This window comes from Gordonia sihwensis (assembly GCF_029632925.1).
In the GTDB taxonomy this organism is placed as follows: domain Bacteria; phylum Actinomycetota; class Actinomycetes; order Mycobacteriales; family Mycobacteriaceae; genus Gordonia; species Gordonia sihwensis.
In genome coordinates this window covers 1,070,847-1,087,245 of the sequence record NZ_CP121248.1, presented here as the reverse complement: position 1 = coordinate 1,087,245, position 16,399 = coordinate 1,070,847, and the positions used below count along the sequence as shown (strand labels likewise).

15 protein-coding genes and 1 riboswitch are annotated in these 16,399 nt (G+C 67.7%); of the genes, 7 read left to right on the top strand and 8 right to left on the bottom strand.

Translation table 11 applies throughout. The features are described from left to right. The first annotated feature begins 16 nt into the window (after nucleotides 1-16). The 3 genes from sdhA (at nucleotide 17) to P5P27_RS05165 (ending at nucleotide 4,118) form a co-directional block, all read left to right on the top strand. Complete coding sequence (gene sdhA, locus P5P27_RS05175) at nucleotides 17-1,771, top strand: succinate dehydrogenase flavoprotein subunit (protein WP_006897241.1); 1,755 nt, start codon at nucleotides 17-19, stop codon at nucleotides 1,769-1,771. Further along, a complete protein-coding gene (locus P5P27_RS05170; protein WP_006897240.1) occupies nucleotides 1,771-2,556 on the top strand; it encodes a succinate dehydrogenase iron-sulfur subunit in 786 nt (261 codons plus the stop codon). Before sdhA ends, P5P27_RS05170 begins: the two co-directional genes overlap by 1 nt. Before the next feature lie 311 nt (nucleotides 2,557-2,867). Continuing rightward, a complete protein-coding gene (locus P5P27_RS05165) occupies nucleotides 2,868-4,118 on the top strand; it encodes a D-alanyl-D-alanine carboxypeptidase family protein (RefSeq protein WP_006897239.1) in 1,251 nt (416 codons plus the stop codon). Nucleotide 4,119: 1 nt separating this feature from the next. Here P5P27_RS05165 and P5P27_RS05160 read toward each other — a convergent pair whose 3' ends face one another. Together P5P27_RS05160 and trpS are read right to left on the bottom strand one after the other, a co-directional pair. After that, nucleotides 4,120-5,181 carry a YhjD/YihY/BrkB family envelope integrity protein gene (locus P5P27_RS05160; protein WP_006897238.1) on the bottom strand — a complete coding sequence of 354 codons (1,062 nt, stop codon included), beginning with the start codon at nucleotides 5,179-5,181 and terminating at the stop codon, nucleotides 4,120-4,122. A gap of 62 nt (nucleotides 5,182-5,243) precedes the next feature. Then, nucleotides 5,244-6,275: a tryptophan--tRNA ligase gene (gene trpS / locus P5P27_RS05155; protein WP_006897237.1), complete on the bottom strand. Its 1,032-nt coding sequence runs from the start codon at nucleotides 6,273-6,275 to the stop codon at nucleotides 5,244-5,246. A 223-nt stretch (nucleotides 6,276-6,498) separates the two neighbouring features. On the opposite strand from trpS, the gene P5P27_RS05150 reads away from it, so the two are divergent. Then, nucleotides 6,499-7,263 (top strand): hypothetical protein, encoded by a 765-nt coding sequence (locus P5P27_RS05150; protein WP_278126715.1) that lies wholly within the window; start codon nucleotides 6,499-6,501, stop codon nucleotides 7,261-7,263. Nucleotides 7,264-7,495: 232 nt separating this feature from the next. Beyond that, on the top strand, nucleotides 7,496-8,179 hold the full coding sequence (locus P5P27_RS05145) for a hypothetical protein (RefSeq protein ID WP_278126714.1): 684 nt from the start codon (nucleotides 7,496-7,498) through the stop codon (nucleotides 8,177-8,179). A 30-nt stretch (nucleotides 8,180-8,209) separates the two neighbouring features. On the opposite strand, the gene P5P27_RS05140 is transcribed toward P5P27_RS05145, so the two are convergent. The 3 genes from P5P27_RS05140 to P5P27_RS05130 form a co-directional block, all read right to left on the bottom strand. Continuing rightward, the gene (locus P5P27_RS05140) at nucleotides 8,210-9,052 is read right to left on the bottom strand and encodes an exodeoxyribonuclease III (protein ID WP_278126713.1); all 843 of its coding nucleotides are present in this window, start codon (nucleotides 9,050-9,052) and stop codon (nucleotides 8,210-8,212) included. Nucleotides 9,053-9,061: 9 nt separating this feature from the next. Next, complete coding sequence (locus P5P27_RS05135; RefSeq protein WP_278126712.1) at nucleotides 9,062-10,321, bottom strand: MFS transporter; 1,260 nt, start codon at nucleotides 10,319-10,321, stop codon at nucleotides 9,062-9,064. A 93-nt stretch (nucleotides 10,322-10,414) separates the two neighbouring features. Beyond that, nucleotides 10,415-11,632, bottom strand: coding sequence for an NADP-dependent isocitrate dehydrogenase (locus P5P27_RS05130; protein WP_278126710.1), 1,218 nt, complete (start codon nucleotides 11,630-11,632; stop codon nucleotides 10,415-10,417). A gap of 364 nt (nucleotides 11,633-11,996) precedes the next feature. Then, nucleotides 11,997-12,111, top strand: a riboswitch (SAM riboswitch). A gap of 66 nt (nucleotides 12,112-12,177) precedes the next feature. Here P5P27_RS05130 and P5P27_RS05125 point away from each other — a divergent pair. Together P5P27_RS05125 and metX are read left to right on the top strand one after the other, a co-directional pair. Then, nucleotides 12,178-13,488 (top strand): bifunctional o-acetylhomoserine/o-acetylserine sulfhydrylase, encoded by a 1,311-nt coding sequence (locus tag P5P27_RS05125; RefSeq protein WP_278126708.1) that lies wholly within the window; start codon nucleotides 12,178-12,180, stop codon nucleotides 13,486-13,488. 48 nt (nucleotides 13,489-13,536) lie between these two features. Beyond that, entirely contained in the window at nucleotides 13,537-14,697 is a 1,161-nt protein-coding gene (gene metX, locus P5P27_RS05120; RefSeq protein ID WP_006897230.1) for a homoserine O-acetyltransferase MetX, read from the top strand. A 23-nt stretch (nucleotides 14,698-14,720) separates the two neighbouring features. Here metX and P5P27_RS05115 read toward each other — a convergent pair whose 3' ends face one another. The 3 genes from P5P27_RS05115 to P5P27_RS05105 are packed head-to-tail and all read right to left on the bottom strand — an operon-like array spanning nucleotide 14,721 to nucleotide 16,369. Beyond that, a complete protein-coding gene (locus tag P5P27_RS05115) occupies nucleotides 14,721-15,098 on the bottom strand; it encodes a nuclear transport factor 2 family protein (protein ID WP_278126705.1) in 378 nt (125 codons plus the stop codon). A 42-nt stretch (nucleotides 15,099-15,140) separates the two neighbouring features. Then, nucleotides 15,141-15,503 (bottom strand): DUF3017 domain-containing protein, encoded by a 363-nt coding sequence (locus P5P27_RS05110; RefSeq protein ID WP_278126704.1) that lies wholly within the window; start codon nucleotides 15,501-15,503, stop codon nucleotides 15,141-15,143. Next, entirely contained in the window at nucleotides 15,503-16,369 is an 867-nt protein-coding gene (locus P5P27_RS05105) for a bifunctional methylenetetrahydrofolate dehydrogenase/methenyltetrahydrofolate cyclohydrolase (RefSeq protein WP_278126702.1), read from the bottom strand. Before P5P27_RS05105 ends, P5P27_RS05110 begins: the two co-directional genes overlap by 1 nt. Nucleotides 16,370-16,399: the final 30 nt, after the last annotated feature.

Here is a 16,399-nt window from a genome sequence, read left to right as displayed (position 1 = left end):
GGAGAACTAGAAACCCATGCAGGAACACCGCTATGACGTGGTCATCGTCGGCGCCGGCGGCGCCGGTATGCGCGCTGCCATCGAGGCCGCACCGCGGGCCCGCACCGCAGTCCTGACCAAGCTCTACCCCACCCGCTCGCACACCGGCGCGGCACAGGGCGGCATGTGCGCCGCTCTGGCCAACGTCGAAGAGGACAACTGGGAGTGGCACACCTTCGACACGGTCAAGGGCGGCGACTACATCGTCGACCAGGACGCCGCTGAGATCATGGCCAAGGAGGCCATCGACGCGGTGCTCGACCTGGAGAAGATGGGTCTGCCGTTCAACCGCACCCCCGAGGGCCGCATCGACCAGCGCCGCTTCGGCGGTCACACCCGCGACCACGGCAAGGCGCCGGTCCGCCGCGCCTGCTACGCCGCGGACCGCACCGGTCACATGATCCTTCAGACCCTGTACCAGAACTGCGTCAAGCACGACGTCGAGTTCTTCAACGAGTTCTACGCTCTGGACGTCAACATGACGACCGACGAGAACGGCGAGCCCGTCGCCAACGGTGTCGTCGCGTACGAGTTGGCCACCGGCGAGATCCACGTCTTCCACGCCAAGTCGATCGTCTTCGCCACCGGCGGTTCGGGTCGCATGTACAAGACCACGTCCAATGCGCACACGCTCACCGGCGACGGCATGGGCATCATCTTCCGCAAGGGCCTGCCGCTGGAGGACATGGAGTTCCACCAGTTCCATCCGACGGGTCTGGCCGGTCTGGGCATCCTGATCTCCGAGGCGGTCCGAGGCGAGGGCGGCATCCTCCGCAACGCCGACGGCGAACGCTTCATGGAGCGGTACGCACCCACGATCAAGGACCTCGCCCCGCGTGACATCGTCGCCCGGTCGATGGTGCTCGAGGTGCTCGAAGGCCGCGGCGCCGGACCCAACAAGGACTACGTCTACATCGACGTGCGTCACCTGGGCGAGGACGTGCTCAACGAGAAGCTCCCGGACATCACCGAGTTCTCGCGCACCTACCTGGGCGTGGACCCGGTCACCGAGTTGGTCCCGGTGTACCCCACCTGCCACTACGTGATGGGCGGCATCCCGACCAACGTCCGCGGCCAGGTGCTCGCGAACAACGAGCAGATCGTTCACGGTCTGTTCGCCGCCGGCGAGTGCGCCTGCGTGTCGGTCCACGGCGCGAACCGCCTGGGCACCAACTCGCTCCTCGACATCAACGTCTTCGGTCGCCGCGCCGGAATCGCCGCTGCCGAGTACGCCAACTCCACCGACTTCACCGAGCAGGTGGAGAACCCGACGGCGATGGTCGACGGCTGGCTCGCCGGCCTGCTGTCCGAGCACGGCAACGAGCGCGTGGCCGACATCCGCACCGAACTGCAGCAGACCATGGACAACAACGCGTCCGTGTTCCGCACCGACGAGACCCTGAACAAGGCGCTCGCCGATGTCCGCGCACTCAAGGAGCGGTACAACCACATCCGCGTCCACGACAAGGGCAAGCGCTTCAACAGCGATCTGCTCGAGGCCGTCGAGCTGGGCTTCCTGCTCGAACTGGCCGAGGTCACCGTCGCCGGTGCGCTCAACCGCAAGGAGTCGCGCGGCGGTCACGCCCGCGAGGACTTCCCGAAGCGCGACGACGAGAACTACCTGGTGCACACCATGGCGTACAAGAAGGGCGACGGCCTGCTCGCCGACATCGAGCTCGACTACAAGCCCGTCGTTCAGACCCGCTACGAGCCGATGGAGCGTAAGTACTGATGACTGCCACACTCGAATCCACCCCGGCGACCAATGAGCCCCCGCTGCCTCCGGTTCCGGCCGAGGCGACGATGGTCACGCTGAAGATCTACCGGTTCAACCCGGAGAACCCGGACGCCCAGGGCTTCGAGAGCTTCCGTGTCCCGGCGCTGCCGACCGACCGCCTGCTCAACCTGCTCCTGTACGTCAAGGGTTACCTGGACGGCTCGCTGACCTTCCGCCGCAGCTGCGCCCACGGCGTCTGCGGTTCGGACGCGATGCGGATCAACGGCGTCAACCGGCTGGCCTGCAAGCTCCTCATGAAGGATCTGCTGCCGAAGGACTCGTCCAAGGAGATCACCATCACCATCGAGCCCATCAAGGGCCTCCCGGTGGAGAAGGACCTCGTGGTCGACATGGAGCCGTTCTTCGACGCGTACCGCGCCATCAAGCCGTTCCTGATCACCTCGGGCAACGAGCCGACGTACGAGCGGATCCAGAGCCAGGCCGACCGCGCCCGGTTCGACGACACCACCAAGTGCATCCTGTGTGCGTGCTGCACCACGAGCTGCCCGGTGTTCTGGAACGAGGGATCGTACTTCGGACCGGCCGCGATCGTGAACGCTCACCGGTTCATCTTCGACAGCCGTGACGAGGGCGCCGCCGAGCGTCTCGACATCCTCAACGACGTCGACGGTGTGTGGCGCTGCCGCACCACCTTCAACTGCACCGACGCATGCCCCCGCGGCATCCAGGTGACGCAGGCGATCCAGGAAGTCAAGCGCGCCCTGATGTTCGCCCGCTAGAAGCAGACCTTTCTCTGCAGCCCCGACGAGGCCCCCGGTTACTTCCGGGGGCCTCGTCGTCTGCGCTGCGGGCAGCGTTTGTTTCGACTCGCTTCGCTCGCTCAACTGGCCTGGGTGGCGTTTGTTTCGACTCGCTTCGCTCGCTCAACTGGCCTGGAGTTCGCTCGCTCAACTGGCCTGCAGAAGGACTGCGACTGTCGAACGCTAACGCTCCCCCAGGCTGGTTGAGCGAGCGGAGCGAGTCGAAACCACCCGCACCCGGACGCCGAGCGCGGACCGCCCGACGACCGCCCTGTAGGGTGACGCTCGTCATGAGCATGTCCGTCTTGAAGCGCGCCGCGGCGACGGTCGCCGCGTTCGGCGTCGTCGCGGCGCTGTGCGCACCGCCCTCGTCGGCCGATCCGGCCGTGGCGGTCACTCCTCCGGTGCCGATGACCACCCCGAACACCGACGCATGCCCGCATCGCACCGATCCGCCGCCCGCGGTCGACGAATCCGAAGCGGTCGCTCCCGGCGTCCCCTCGCCCTCGCCGCTGCCGGTGCCCCAGCGGCCAGTCGGCGGTGACGCGCTCGGCGGATGCGGCGTAGTCGCCGACCCCGCGGCGGGCCCGCTGCCCGACCGTCTCAACTCCTCCGGCTGGCTGATCGCCGACCTCGACTCGGGTCGAGTGATCGCCGCGAAGGATCCGCACGGCCGGTACCGCCCGGCGTCGACCATCAAGGTCCTGCTCGCGCTCGTCGTCCTCGACGAACTCGACCTCGACTCGTCTGTGGAACCGACGCCCGCGGACTGGTCGATGGAGGGCGACTCCTGCGGGATGGGCCCGGGCGGCCGCTACACGGTGCGCGACCTGCTCACCGGCCTGCTGGTCGTCTCCGGCAACGACTGCGCCTCCGCGCTGGCCGGGCGTCTCGGCGGGCATGACGCGGCGCTGGCGAAGATGAACGCGAAGGCCGCCCACTTGGGCGCCGACGACACCCGTGCGGCCAGCCCGTCGGGCCTGGACGCACCGGGGATGTCGACCTCGCCGTTCGATCTGGCGGTGATCTTCCGAGAGGCGATGCGGAATCCGGTGTTCCGTCAGATCGTCGCACTGAGGACCTTCACCTTCCCCGGCTATCCGAAACGGCCGGACGTTCCCGGCGACGTCGACCATCCGGCATGGACGATGCACACGTCGAACACCCTGCTCCGCGACGGCTGGCCCGGCATGCTCGGCGGCAAGACCGGGTACACCGACGACGCCCTGAAGACCTTCGTCGGCGCCGCCGAGCGCGACGGCCGCAGGGTGATCGTGACTCAGATGTACGGGCTCAACGAAGCCGACAACATGTACTCGCAGCAGGCTGAGCGGATGTTCGACTACGGGTTCGCGGCCCCGCCCGACACCTCCGTCGGAACACTCGACGTCGCCGATCCGCCATCGGCCGCTGCCACGACCGCCGAGCCGGGCCACGACGATCCCTCGCCCGCCTCGGTCTGGACGGCAGGGCTCGTGGCCTTCGCCGCCGTGTGTCTCACCGCCGCGGCGGTCCTGTGGCGGAAGCGATCACGGCGCTGACTCAGCGGTCGTGACGGCCGAGCCAGCCGGCCAGCCCCGCCGCCGCGGCGCCTATCCCGGCCGCGGCGATCAGACGGCGCGCCTGCTTCTCCGGCTCCGCCTCATACACCGGCGCCAGGACCACGGGTTCGGCTTCCGGCTCCTCCGGGTGCTCGAGCTCGTCGACGATCAGGAACCGCTCGTTGTTCGGGTCGGCGGCGCTCCAGGCGGCCGCGTAGAGCACGATCCGGGAAGCGAGATAGGCGAAGACCATCACACCGATGATCGGCCCGAACGCGGTGCCCGCCGGGCTCCCCAACACCTTCTGCAGATACAGGCTGCTCACCGATTTCAGGATCTCGAACACGACCGCCGTGCCGAGGGCCGGCCACAGGATCGCACGTGCCGACACGGTGCAGCGCGGCATCCACGCGAGAACCACGATGAACAGCACCCAGGTGGCGGCCACCCCGACGATCACCGACGCCGCGCGCAGCAGGAAAGTCATGAGCCAGTTGTCGGGCAGACCCAGATAGTCGGTGATCTGCGAGCCCAGCGGCCCGGTGGACACGATGTTCAGTCCGATGGTGACGAGGAACAGCAGTCCCAGCGCCACGAACGTGCCGAGGTCGTACAGTTTGCCGAGAATCGCGTTGTTCTTGACGCGCCCGCCCCACATCTCCGTGAGACCGTTGCGCATCAACGTCATCCAGCCGATACCGGTCAGCGCCGCGGTCACCAGACCGATCACACCGACCGTGCGGCGCGAGGCGATGGCGGAGTCGATCACCGAGTTCAGCTGATCCCCGAGCTCGCCGGGCACGTGTTCGACGATCGCATCGGTGATATCGGTCAGCAGCGCGGGATTCCAGACCAGCACGAAGGCTGCGGTGGCGAACGACACCATCAGGATCGGGACGAGAGCCAGGATGCCGATGAAGCTGATCGCCGCGGCGTAGGCATTTCCGCGACGCTCGTTGTACCGGTCGAGCGTCGCGACGACGTGGCGCAGCAGGCCCCACCGGTCGATCGACGCGTCGTACAGCGCCTTCAGCCGGGCGATGATCTCCTTGATGCGGTCCATGCTCCCCTTCGTCTCGGCCACGTCACTCCCCGCGGCGTCGTCGCTCGGACCCTACCCGGTGATCAGCCGGGCAGCAGGAATCCGACCTTGTCGTAGACGGCGGCGACGGTGTCCGACGCGATCTCCCGAGCGCGTGCGGCTCCGTCGGCGAGGATGCCGTCCAGGTGAGCCCGATCGGCCAGGATCTCTTCGACGCGACCGCGCAACGGCGTGACGAACTCCGTGAGGATGTCGGCGGTATCGACTTTCAGCTCACCGTATCCCTTGCCCTCGTACGACGCGACGATTTCGTCCATCGCACGCCCGGTCAGCGCCGCTTGAATGGTGAGGAGGTTGGAGACGCCCGGTTTGTTCTCGCGGTCGAAGGCGACGACCCTGTCATTGTCGGTGACGGCCGAGCGGATCTTCTTGGCCGACCGCTTCGGTTCATCGAGCAGAGAGATCAGACCCGAGTCGGAGTCGGCCGATTTGCTCATCTTCGCCGTCGGGTTCTGGAGGTCGTAGATCTTGGCGAACTCTTCGACGATGTACGGCTTCGGCACCGTCAGCGTCTTGCCGTATCGCTTGTTGAAGCGCTGGGCGAGGTCGCGCGTCAGTTCCAGATGCTGCCGCTGGTCCTCGCCCACCGGAACACTGTCGACCTGGAAGGCGAGGATGTCGGCCGCCATCAGGATCGGATAGGTGAACAGGCCTACGCCGGCAGCATCGGTTCCCGACTTCGCCGACTTGTCCTTGAACTGCGTCATCCGGCTGGCCTCGCCGAACCCGGTGAGACACGACAGCACCCAGGTCAGCTGCGCGATCTCCGGAACGTGCGACTGCACGTAGATGGTCGCGCGCTTCGGGTCGACGCCGACCGCCAACAATTGTGCGACGCTGCGTCGGGTGCGCTCCCGCAGCACCTTCGGGTCCTGCGGAACCGTGATCGCATGCATGTCCGGGATGAAGTAGAAGGCCTCGTCGAACTCGTCCTGCAACTGCACCCACTGCCGTACCGCGCCGAGGTAGTTCCCGAGGTGGAACGAGTCGCTGGTCGGCTGGATTCCGGACAGGACGCGGCGGCGCGGTGCGGGCCGCGATACAGGCGATGTCATGACCTCAATTGTTTCAGACCCGGACAATCGAGTTTCCGACGGTCGCGGACCGGCTTCCGCGCCGGTCGATCGGCCGACGAAACACCGAAATCGTGTCGCCATATGTGACATGTCCGGTCATTGGATCGTCACGTGGTCACCACCACTGTTAGCTTCAGGCTTCAACCGGTCACCGCACCGGCCTCTCCCTCCTGGTCAATCCCTTCCGAACAACGGAGCCCCCATGAAGCTGTCCCTCGTCAAGCGCGGCGCGATCGTCGCTGCTGCCGCCGCCGTCGCGGGCGCCGGACTCACCGCTGCCCCGGCGGTCACCGGTGCCGTCGGCGGCGCCTCGGCCGCCACCTGCAAGTCGGAGTCGACCGAGAAGAGGTCGCTGGTCGTCGACTACTCCTTCCAGAAGTCGGTCCCGGCGACGGTGGCTCAGGGCGGAACTGTCACTTACTCGCTCGCGGTGAGCACATCCAGCGTCGGCAATCCGTACGTTCAGAAGGTCTGGGACGTTCCCCCGACCGCTCTCCGCGACGTGAAGCCGGTCGTCAAGGTGAAGGCATTCACCTTGCTCGGCGGCATCCTCGGCGGCGGCGGGGCCTTCGGCCCGCTCATCAACGAGAGCACCATCAACCCGGCGAATGTCCAGAAGGACGGCATCAGCTGGAGCATCGCGCACACCGGCTGGGCTGTGTTCTCGGGTCAGGCATTCGTCGCTGAGTTCTCTTACCAGTTGCCGAGCAGCATCCGGGCCGGCAAGCAGCTCACCAGTGGCGGCGCGACCTTCAACGCGACCCCGAATCCTCCGCTGGGCCACGTCGACATGCCCGGCCTGACCGCCTGCACCACGGTGCGCGCACCCAACGCCGGCGAGGCGATCACCGGCAGCCTGGACTCGGCAGGCTTGGGCTCCTCGGAGGGTCAGCTCTCGAGCACCGGCTCGCTCACCGACATGATTCCGGCCATCATCGGCGGCGCCGTCGGCGGACAGGACGACTGACCTCCACGACACCGACACATAGGCGACGGGTCCGCTCCATGGGAGCGGGCCCGTCGTCGGTTTCTCGACATGAGAGGGGTGAAGTCCGACCTCGGATTCGTGCCATCGCCCGCGCCGCGAATCGGCTACTCGACTGTGTGCGTGCCAGGATCGCACCGAAGCGCCCTTGGCGCAGTCACTGACGATTCTCTCTGAACGGTGGTCCCGCATGAAGCGAATCCCCTTGTCCCGCATGACTTCTCTCGTCACCGCAGCCGCCCTGATCTGCGGTGGACTCACCGCCGCCTCCGTCGGCGCGGCAGGTGGCGCCGACGCCGCGACCTGCTCGTCGGCGAGCCGCACCACGAAGAATGCTTGGGGAGTGACGCATAACTACTCCAAGTCGGTGACCCAGACCGCCGGTGCGCTCGCGAAGGTGACCTACACGATCGACGTCGGCACCTCCGGTGCCGGCAATCCGTACGTCAACTCGATCACCGACACCCCGCCCGCCGGATTCGGGAAGCCGACGGCGAAGGTGAGGGCGTACCACCTCGCCGGCGGACTCAAAGAAGAGGCGGTTCCGGTGACTGCGGCCGGGACCGGCTGGAAGGTCTCGAACACGGGCTGGTCGGTGACCTCGAGCCATCCCGTCACGGCGTCGTTCACCTACGACATGCCGCTGTCGAAGTTTCCCGGCTTCCCGGTCACCAGCGGCGGCATCGCCGTCACCGGAACCGCCGGGGTCGAAGGCGACTTCCCCGGTCTCACCGCGTGCTTCCTGACTCGCCCGATGTCTCCCGGCGAGGCGATCGGCAGCGTCAGCGGCGATCTGTCCAGTTCCGGGTCCACCCAGGACATCATCAGCGAGGTGGTGGCCGGACTGGTCGGCGGCGTGATCGGCGGCATCGGCAGCGGAAGCAAATCGGCCAGCTGACCGGATGCGCCCCGGGTGGCCGCGGACCGCTCAGCCGAACACCGCGGTCACCGGGGCGTGATCGGACCACCGAAGGTTGTACGCGCCGGCTCGATCAACCCACGTCCGTTGCGCTCGTGCAGCCAATGCCGGCGTCGCGAGGTGGTAGTCGATACGCCAGCCGGCGTCGTTGTCGAACGCCTTGCCCCGCCACGACCACCACGCGTACGGCCCAGCGACGTCGCCGTGATGCTCGCGCGCCACGTCCGCCCAGCCGGCCTCCAGCAGTCCGGCGACCCATGCCCGCTCGTGCGGGAGGAAACCCGCGTTCTTGAGATTGCCCTTCCAGTTCTTGATGTCGCGCTCGTCGGGCGCGATGTTCCAGTCGCCCGCCACCACCGCCAGTCCCCCGGTGCCGAGCAGTTTGTCGAGGTAGGGCCGGAACGCTTCGAGGAAGCGGCGCTTCTCCTCGTACTTCTCGATGTCTTTCTCCTGCTCGGTCGGCGCCGCCCCCGTCGGCAGATACAGGCTCGCCGCGGTCACCGTCTCACCGCCGAAGTCGAAGTCCGCCTCGATATAGCGTCCCGCCGTGTCGAACTCGTCGCTGCCGAAACCGACCCGCACCTGCGAGGGTGCGCGGCGAGACAGGATCCCGACGCCGGCGCGGCCCTTGACCGACGATTCCGTGTGCACGAAGTGCCACCCGGCATCCAGCGCGGGCTGCAGCGCCTTGCGAGCGATCGCGTCGCCTGCCCTCACCTCTTGCATCAGCACCACGTCGGGTGCGGCGTCCTCGAGCCACGGGAGCATGCCCGGATTGTCGTCCGAGCGCTGCTTCACAGCGGCACGGATCCCGTTGACGTTGATCGTGGTGATGGAGAACGGTGTGGTCACGGGACCACCCTAGCGACCGCTTCGGACATCGCCCACGGGCTCGTCTCCGACCGGAACCGCGACCTCCCGCTGCGGCATCTCCTCGCCGGACCGCCGCGCAGCCGCCACCGCCGCCGCGAGCACCAGCACGCCGCCCACCGCGAGGACCGCACCGACCAGTGACGGTGCCCGGTAACCGAGACCGTGGGCGATCACCAGCCCGCCGACCCATGCGCCGAGAGCGTTGGCGACGTTCAGCGCCGAATGGTTGAGCGCGGCCGCGATCGTCTGCGCATCGTGCGCGACGTCCATCAATCGCGTCTGCAGCCCGGGGATGGCGGCCGATCCGGAACAGCCGACGAAGAAGGTCATGATCACGGCCGGCCACCCGGTGGACACCAGGAGCGCGAACAGCACCAGCGCCGACGCTGCGCTCGCCATGCCGATGGCGATGGCCTTGTCGCCCAGGCGGTCGGCGAGACGGCCGCCGAGGTAATTGCCGCTCACCATTCCCGCGCCGAACAGCATCAGCGCGATCGGCACCGCGGCCTCCGACAGTCCGCCCAGCGAGGTGAGCGCGGTGTTCAGATACGTGTAGAAGGCGAAGAAGCCGCCGAATCCCACCACGCCGACCAGCAGCGTCAGCCAGATCTGCCCGTGGCGGAGTCCGCCGAGTTCAGTGGCGGGATCGGTGGTGCGCATCGACCGCAGATCGGGCACCACGCGCCACAGCGCGAGCACCGTCACAGCACCGATCACCACGACGAGGGCGAGGGCGGCGCGCCACCCGAGCGCCTGGCCCAGCCAGGTGGCCGCCGGCACCCCGAGGACGTTGGCCACCGACAGTCCCATCATCACCTGCCCCACCGCCTGCGCACGGCGGCCGGGGCCGGCGAGGTGGGCGGCGACCAACGAGGCCACGCCGAAATACGCCCCGTGCGGCAGCCCGGCGACGAAGCGTGCGGCCATCAGCGTCGGATAGTTCTGCGCCACCAGACTCAGCGCATTGCCGAGAGTGAACGCCACCATGAGTGCGATCAACAGCGTCCGTCGCGACACCCGGGCCGCGACCACCGCGATCAGCGGCGCGCCCACCACCACGCCCAGCGCATAGGCGGAGATCAGGTGCCCGGCGGTCGGCTCACTGACGCCGAGGCTCGACGCGATGTTCGGCAGCAGCCCCATCGCGACGAACTCGGTGGTTCCGATGCCGAATCCGCCGAGCGCGAGTGCTCCGACCACCCAGCCCACCCGCCGAGCCGGATGCTCGCCGTCGCACGATGCCGCCACGTCCTGAGTCTCGGTGTCCACCCGATGCGCAACACCCGCACGCCGAGCGCCATTCCACAGACCGCGGTGACCTCCGACACCCGGAGGAGAGGACTACCGCAGCGCGGCCTGCAGATTGTCGTCGAGGGCGCCCAGGAACTCCTCGGTGGTGAGGTACGCCTGGTCGCCGCCGACCAGCAGTGCCAGGTCCTTGGTCATCTTCCCCGACTCGACGGTCTTGATGACGACGTCCTCGAGCTTCTCCGCGAACTCGCGCACCTCGGGAGTGTTGTCGAGCTTGCCGCGGTGGTCCAGACCACGCGTCCAGGCGAAGATCGACGCGATCGGATTGGTCGACGTCGGCTTGCCCTGCTGGTGCTGCCGGTAGTGCCGGGTCACGGTGCCGTGCGCGGCCTCGGCCTCACAGGTCTGGCCGTCGGGTGTCATCAGAACCGAGGTCATCAGTCCGAGCGAGCCGTAGCCCTGGGCCACGGTGTCCGACTGGACGTCGCCGTCGTAGTTCTTGCACGCCCAGACGTAGCCGCCCTCCCACTTGAGCGACGAGGCGACCATGTCGTCGATCAGCCGGTGCTCGTAGTGCAGCCCCGCGGCATCGAACTCGGCCTTGAACTCACGCTCGAAGACGTCGGCGAAGATGTCCTTGAACGCGCCGTCGTAGGCCTTGAGGATGGTGTTCTTGGTGGACAGGTACACCGGATAGTTGCGCTGCAGTCCGTAGTTGAACGACGCGCGCGCGAAGTCCTCGATCGACTTGTTGAAGTTGTACATGCCCATCACGACGCCGCCCGACTCCGGGATTCGGACGATCTCGTGCTCGATCGGCTCGCTTCCGTCGTCGGGCGTGTACGTGATGGTGACCGTTCCCGCCGAGGGCACCTTGAAGTCGGTGGCGCGGTACTGGTCACCGAAGGCGTGACGCCCGACGACCACCGGCTTGGTCCAGCCGGGCACCAGCCGAGGCACGTTCGAGATCAGGATCGGAGCGCGGAAGATGGTGCCGCCGAGGATGTTCCGAATGGTGCCGTTCGGCGATCGCCACATCTTCTTGAGACCGAATTCCTCGACGCGGGCCTCGTCGGGGGTGATGGTGGCGCACTTGACGCCGACACCGTGCTTCTGAATCGCGTGCGCGGCGTCCACGGTGACCTGATCGTCGGTCGCGTCGCGGGTCTCGATCCCGAGGTCGTAGTAGTCCAGATCGATGTCGAGGTAGGGGTGGATCAGCTTCTCTTTGATGAACTGCCAGATGATTCGCGTCATCTCGTCGCCGTCGAGTTCGACGACGGTGCCCTCGACCTTGATCTTGCCCATATGGCTCTGTGCCCTCCTCAGCAGTAGACCGCCGGCCACTCGTCCTCAAACGTAATACGGACGGTCGTTCGGCGCGGCGGGCTCCAAACAGAACGCGCGTACTGTTTTAACCAGCATATCCCATGAGCAGCTCAGCGACCGAGCGATCGTGCAAGCACCGCCGTGCCACCGCAGATCCGCGCCGAATGCACTGTGCGGCAGCAGTTCTCCTTGTACACAGCGCCGACGCGCCGAGACCGACCGCTCGCACCGGTCGCCGCTTTTGCGCGGTCCTACCACATCGCCCACCGAGTCGACAGATTTACGACCAGGGGCGGTGAAGCCGTTTCAACAGCCGCATCGAGTTGATATATCCTCAGCAACAGGTCATGAGTGTCAGCGCACAGCCCCGGCTTGCTGACCGGCAACCCTCCATCCGCGGTGGGGTGCTCCGGGTGATGACCTGGCTGCGACGGAAGTCGCCGCAGCAAGCGCGGGTCCGAGGGTCGGACCCAACATACGAGGCCCGCCCCGGGCCGCCGACCGAAGAAAGAGAATGACGTCTCATGTCTGACGCCGCGAATTGGAGCTTCGAGACCACCCAGGTGCACGCCGGGCAGGTAGTCGACGCGACCGCCAAGACACGCGCACTGCCGATCTACCAGACCACGTCGTACGTGTTCGACAACACCGACCACGCGGCGAACCTGTTCGCGCTCGCCGAGCCGGGCAACATCTACACCCGGATCATGAATCCGACGCAGGACACCGTCGAGCAGCGCCTCGCGGCTCTCGGCGGCGGCGTCGCGGCCCTCTTGGTGGCCTCCGGCCAGGCCGCCACCACCTACGCGATTCAGAACATCGTCGAGGCCGGCGGACACGTCGTCTCTAGCCCCCGCATCTACGGCGGCACATACAATCTCTTCCACTACACGCTGCCGAAGTTCGGCATCGAGGTCTCGTTCGTCGACGATCCCGACGATCTCGAGTCGTGGAAGTCGGCGATCCGGCCCAACACCCGCGCACTGTTCGGTGAGACCATCGCGAACCCGCACAATCAGGTCCTCGACATCGCCGGAGTGGCGGACGTCGCACACTCGCACAGCCTCCCGCTGATCGTCGACAACACGGTCGCGACGCCGTATCTGCTGAATCCCATCGAGCACGGGGCCGACATCGTCGTGCACTCGGCTACCAAGTACATCGGCGGTCACGGCACCGCGATCGGCGGCGTCATCATCGACGGCGGCACCTTCGACTGGCGCGTCCAGCGCGACGGTGAAGACCTGTTCCCCGGCTTCACCACCCCGGACCCGAGTTACAACGGCGTCGTCTTCGCCGACCTGGGGGCTCCGGCCTACGCGCTCAAGGCGCGGACGCAATTACTGCGCGACACGGGCGCGGCCATCTCGCCGTTCAACGCCTTCCTGCTGGCTCAGGGCATCGAGACGCTGAGCCTGCGCGTGGAGCGCCACGTCTCCAATGCACAGAAGGTGGCCGAGTTCTTGGAGGCCAACGACCAGGTCACCTCGGTCTCGTACGCCGGTCTCAAGTCGTCGCCGTACTACGAACGGGCGCAGAAGCTGCTGCCGAAGGGCGCCGGCGCGGTCATCGGATTCGAGATCGAGGGCGGCGTCGAGGCGGGCAAGGCCTTCGTGAACGCGCTGACCCTGCACAGCCATGTCGCCAACATCGGCGACGTCCGCTCGCTGGTGATCCACCCCGCGTCCACCACGCACAGCCAGCTCTCCCCGGAGGAGCAGCTGGCCGCCGGTGTGACGCCCGGTCTAGTCCGGCTCGCCGTGGGCATCGAGGGCATCGACGACATCCTCGCCGACCTCACCACCGGGTTCGCCGCGGCAGCGCGAGTCAAGTAGCCGTTGTCTCGTCCACTGCCGTTGTCTCGTCCACTGAAGGGAGGCCAGGTGTCGGTCAGTATCGACCCGGCCACGACGGTGAGCGACCCCGACTGGGCCACCCGTCCGGACGGAGCTCAGGTCAGTGTCTCGATCGGCGATCTGACTCTCGATTCGGGGGCCACGCTGGCCGACGTCACCGTCGCCTTCCAGAAGTGGGGCACGCCGACGGCGGCCCGGGACAACATCGTGTTGGCGCTGCACGCGCTCACCGGTAACTCGCACGTCGCCGGCCCGGCCGACGATCAGTTCTCGATGACCGGATGGTGGGACGGACTGATCGGGCCGGGCTGCGCGGTCGACACCGACGAATGGTGCGTGTTGGCGCCGAACGCGATCGGCGGCTGCTTCGGCTCCACCGGTCCCGGCTCCCTCGCTCCCGACGGCAGGCCGTGGGGGTCACGCTTCCCGCGGCTCACCGTTCGCGACCTCGTCCGGTCGGAGTCGCTCGCGCTGGAGGCACTCGGCATCAGCCGGCTGGCCGCCGTCGCGGGCGGCTCGATGGGCGGTGCCCGTGCCCTCGAATGGGCGGTCACCTACCCCGACGCGGTCGGCGCCGCGCTGGTGCTGGCGGTGGGCGCGCGGGCCAGCGCCGATCAGATCGGCACGCAGACCACCCAGATCGAGGCGATCAAGTCCGATCCCGCGTGGCAGGGCGGCGACTACTACGGGACCGGCCGCTCCCCCAGCACCGGAATGGGTATCGCGCGCCGGATCGCGCATCTGAGCTACCGAAGCGACCGCGAGCTCGACCAGCGTTTCGAGAACCGCCCCCAGGGGGAGGAGAACCCGCTGGTCGACGGCCGCTACTCCATCGCCAGCTATCTGGAGCACCAGGCCGAGAAGCTCAAGCGGCGCTTCGATCCGGGCGCCTACGTGGTGCTCTCGGACGTCCTCAACAACCACGACGTCGGCCGCGACCGCGGCGGCGTCGCGGCGGCCCTGGCCGGATGCAGCGTGCCGACCGTCGTCGGCGCCATCGACTCCGACCGGCTGTATCCGCTGTACCAGCTCGAGGAGATCGCCCGCGAGCTCGGCGACTGCGTCGGCGGGCTGCACGTGATCCGCTCCGACGCCGGCCACGACGGATTCCTCACCGAGTTCGAGCCGATCCGGGAACTCCTCGCGAAGACGATGGACGTCGCGCGCCTGCGGCGGTCGGCGGACTGAGCCGCACCCCGCAGCGCTCACTCTCACAGTTCCGTCGAGGTCACCCAGTACTCGGTGAACCGTCCGTCGCGGACGCTCAGGATGTCGTTGCCCGTCAGATACGAGATCTGTCCGTCGGACGTCGTACCCTGACCTGCCCACCGCCCGGCCACGTAGCCGTCGGCGGCGAACGGCCCGACCTCCACCTCGAAGACCAGGTCCCGGTAGGTGGCTTTCGTGGCGTCGACCAGTGCGGCGAGCTTGCCGGGACCGGCGACCTCCGCGCTCGGCCAGTGCCCGAGGAAGTCCTCGCTCACCAGTTCCTCGGCGACCGCCTTGAGACGTTCACGGTCGGTCGGCCCGTTCCACAATTCATCGATCCAGCGGCGATACAGATCGCATGCGTCGGCAGATTCGGTCATGCCTCAACCGTGACACATCACGGCGCCGACCCGGCGGAGGTGCTATGCGGTTCCGAGCGAGTCGATCGATGTGGCGAGCCAGAGCACGGTGCCGCCGAGCGCCGCCATGGCGCAGATGTCGAAGACGCGGCTGCGCACCTGCAGGAGGCCGACGCGATTCGCCGGAAGGAACGCACGGAACACCGCGCCCAGGAGCATCGCCGAGCCGAAGACGAATGCCCCGCGTCGCCAACGGTCGATCAGCACCAGCAGCGCCGCGACGGCGATCACCGCCAGAACGGTGTAGTAGGGCACGTTCGCGATGAAGCCGTGCAGCTTGCGGGCACGGCGCATCGATTCCACCCGTGCCGAGTCGACCGGGACGGGCCCGTCGTGCGCGGCACCCCCGGACGCCTCGGCCGCCATCACTTGCTCTCGAGGTCCGCCAGCTGAGCTTCGGCGCGCTCGACGACGTTCGCCAGCAGGAATGCGCGCGTCAGCGGACCGACGCCGCCCGGGTTGGGCGACACTGCGCCGGCGACCTCCCAGACGTCGGGGTGCACGTCGCCGGTGAGTCCCGCCTCGGTGCGGCTGACGCCGACGTCGATGACGGCGGCACCCGGCTTCACCATGTCGGCCGTGATCAGGTGCGGCACGCCGGCTGCCGCGACCACGATGTCGGCGCGGCTCACCTCGGCCGCGAGGTCGCGGGTACCGGTGTGGCACAGCGTGACCGTCGCGTTCTCGCTCCGGCGGGTCAGCAGCAGGCCGATCGGCCGGCCGATGGTGACGCCGCGGCCGACCACGGTGACGCGCGCGCCGTCGAGCGGGATGTCGTAGCGGCGCAGCAGGTGGATCACGCCGCGCGGCGTGCACGGCAGGGTCGACTCCTTACCGAGCACGAGGCGGCCGAGGTTGATCGGATGCAGACCGTCGGCGTCCTTCTCCGGTGCGATGCGCTCGAGCGCCGCGTTCTCATCGAGGTGCTTGGGCAGCGGCAGCTGCACGATGTAGCCGGTGCACGCGGGGTCCGCGTTGAGTTCGTCGATCGCGGCGTTCAGCTGCTCGGTGGTCGCGTCGGCCGGGAGATCCTTGCGGATCGACGCGATGCCGACCTTGGCGCAGTCGGAGTGCTTGCCCTTCACGTACGAGTGCGAACCCGGGTCGTCGCCGACGAGCACGGTTCCCAGTCCGGGAGTGATCCCGGCTGCGTTGAGCCGCGCCACGCGGGCGCTCAGATCGGTGAAGATCTCGTCGCGGGTGAGTTTGCCGTCCAGTCGAATCGCCGTCACGGGTCTCTATTGTTCCACTATCCCCGCCGA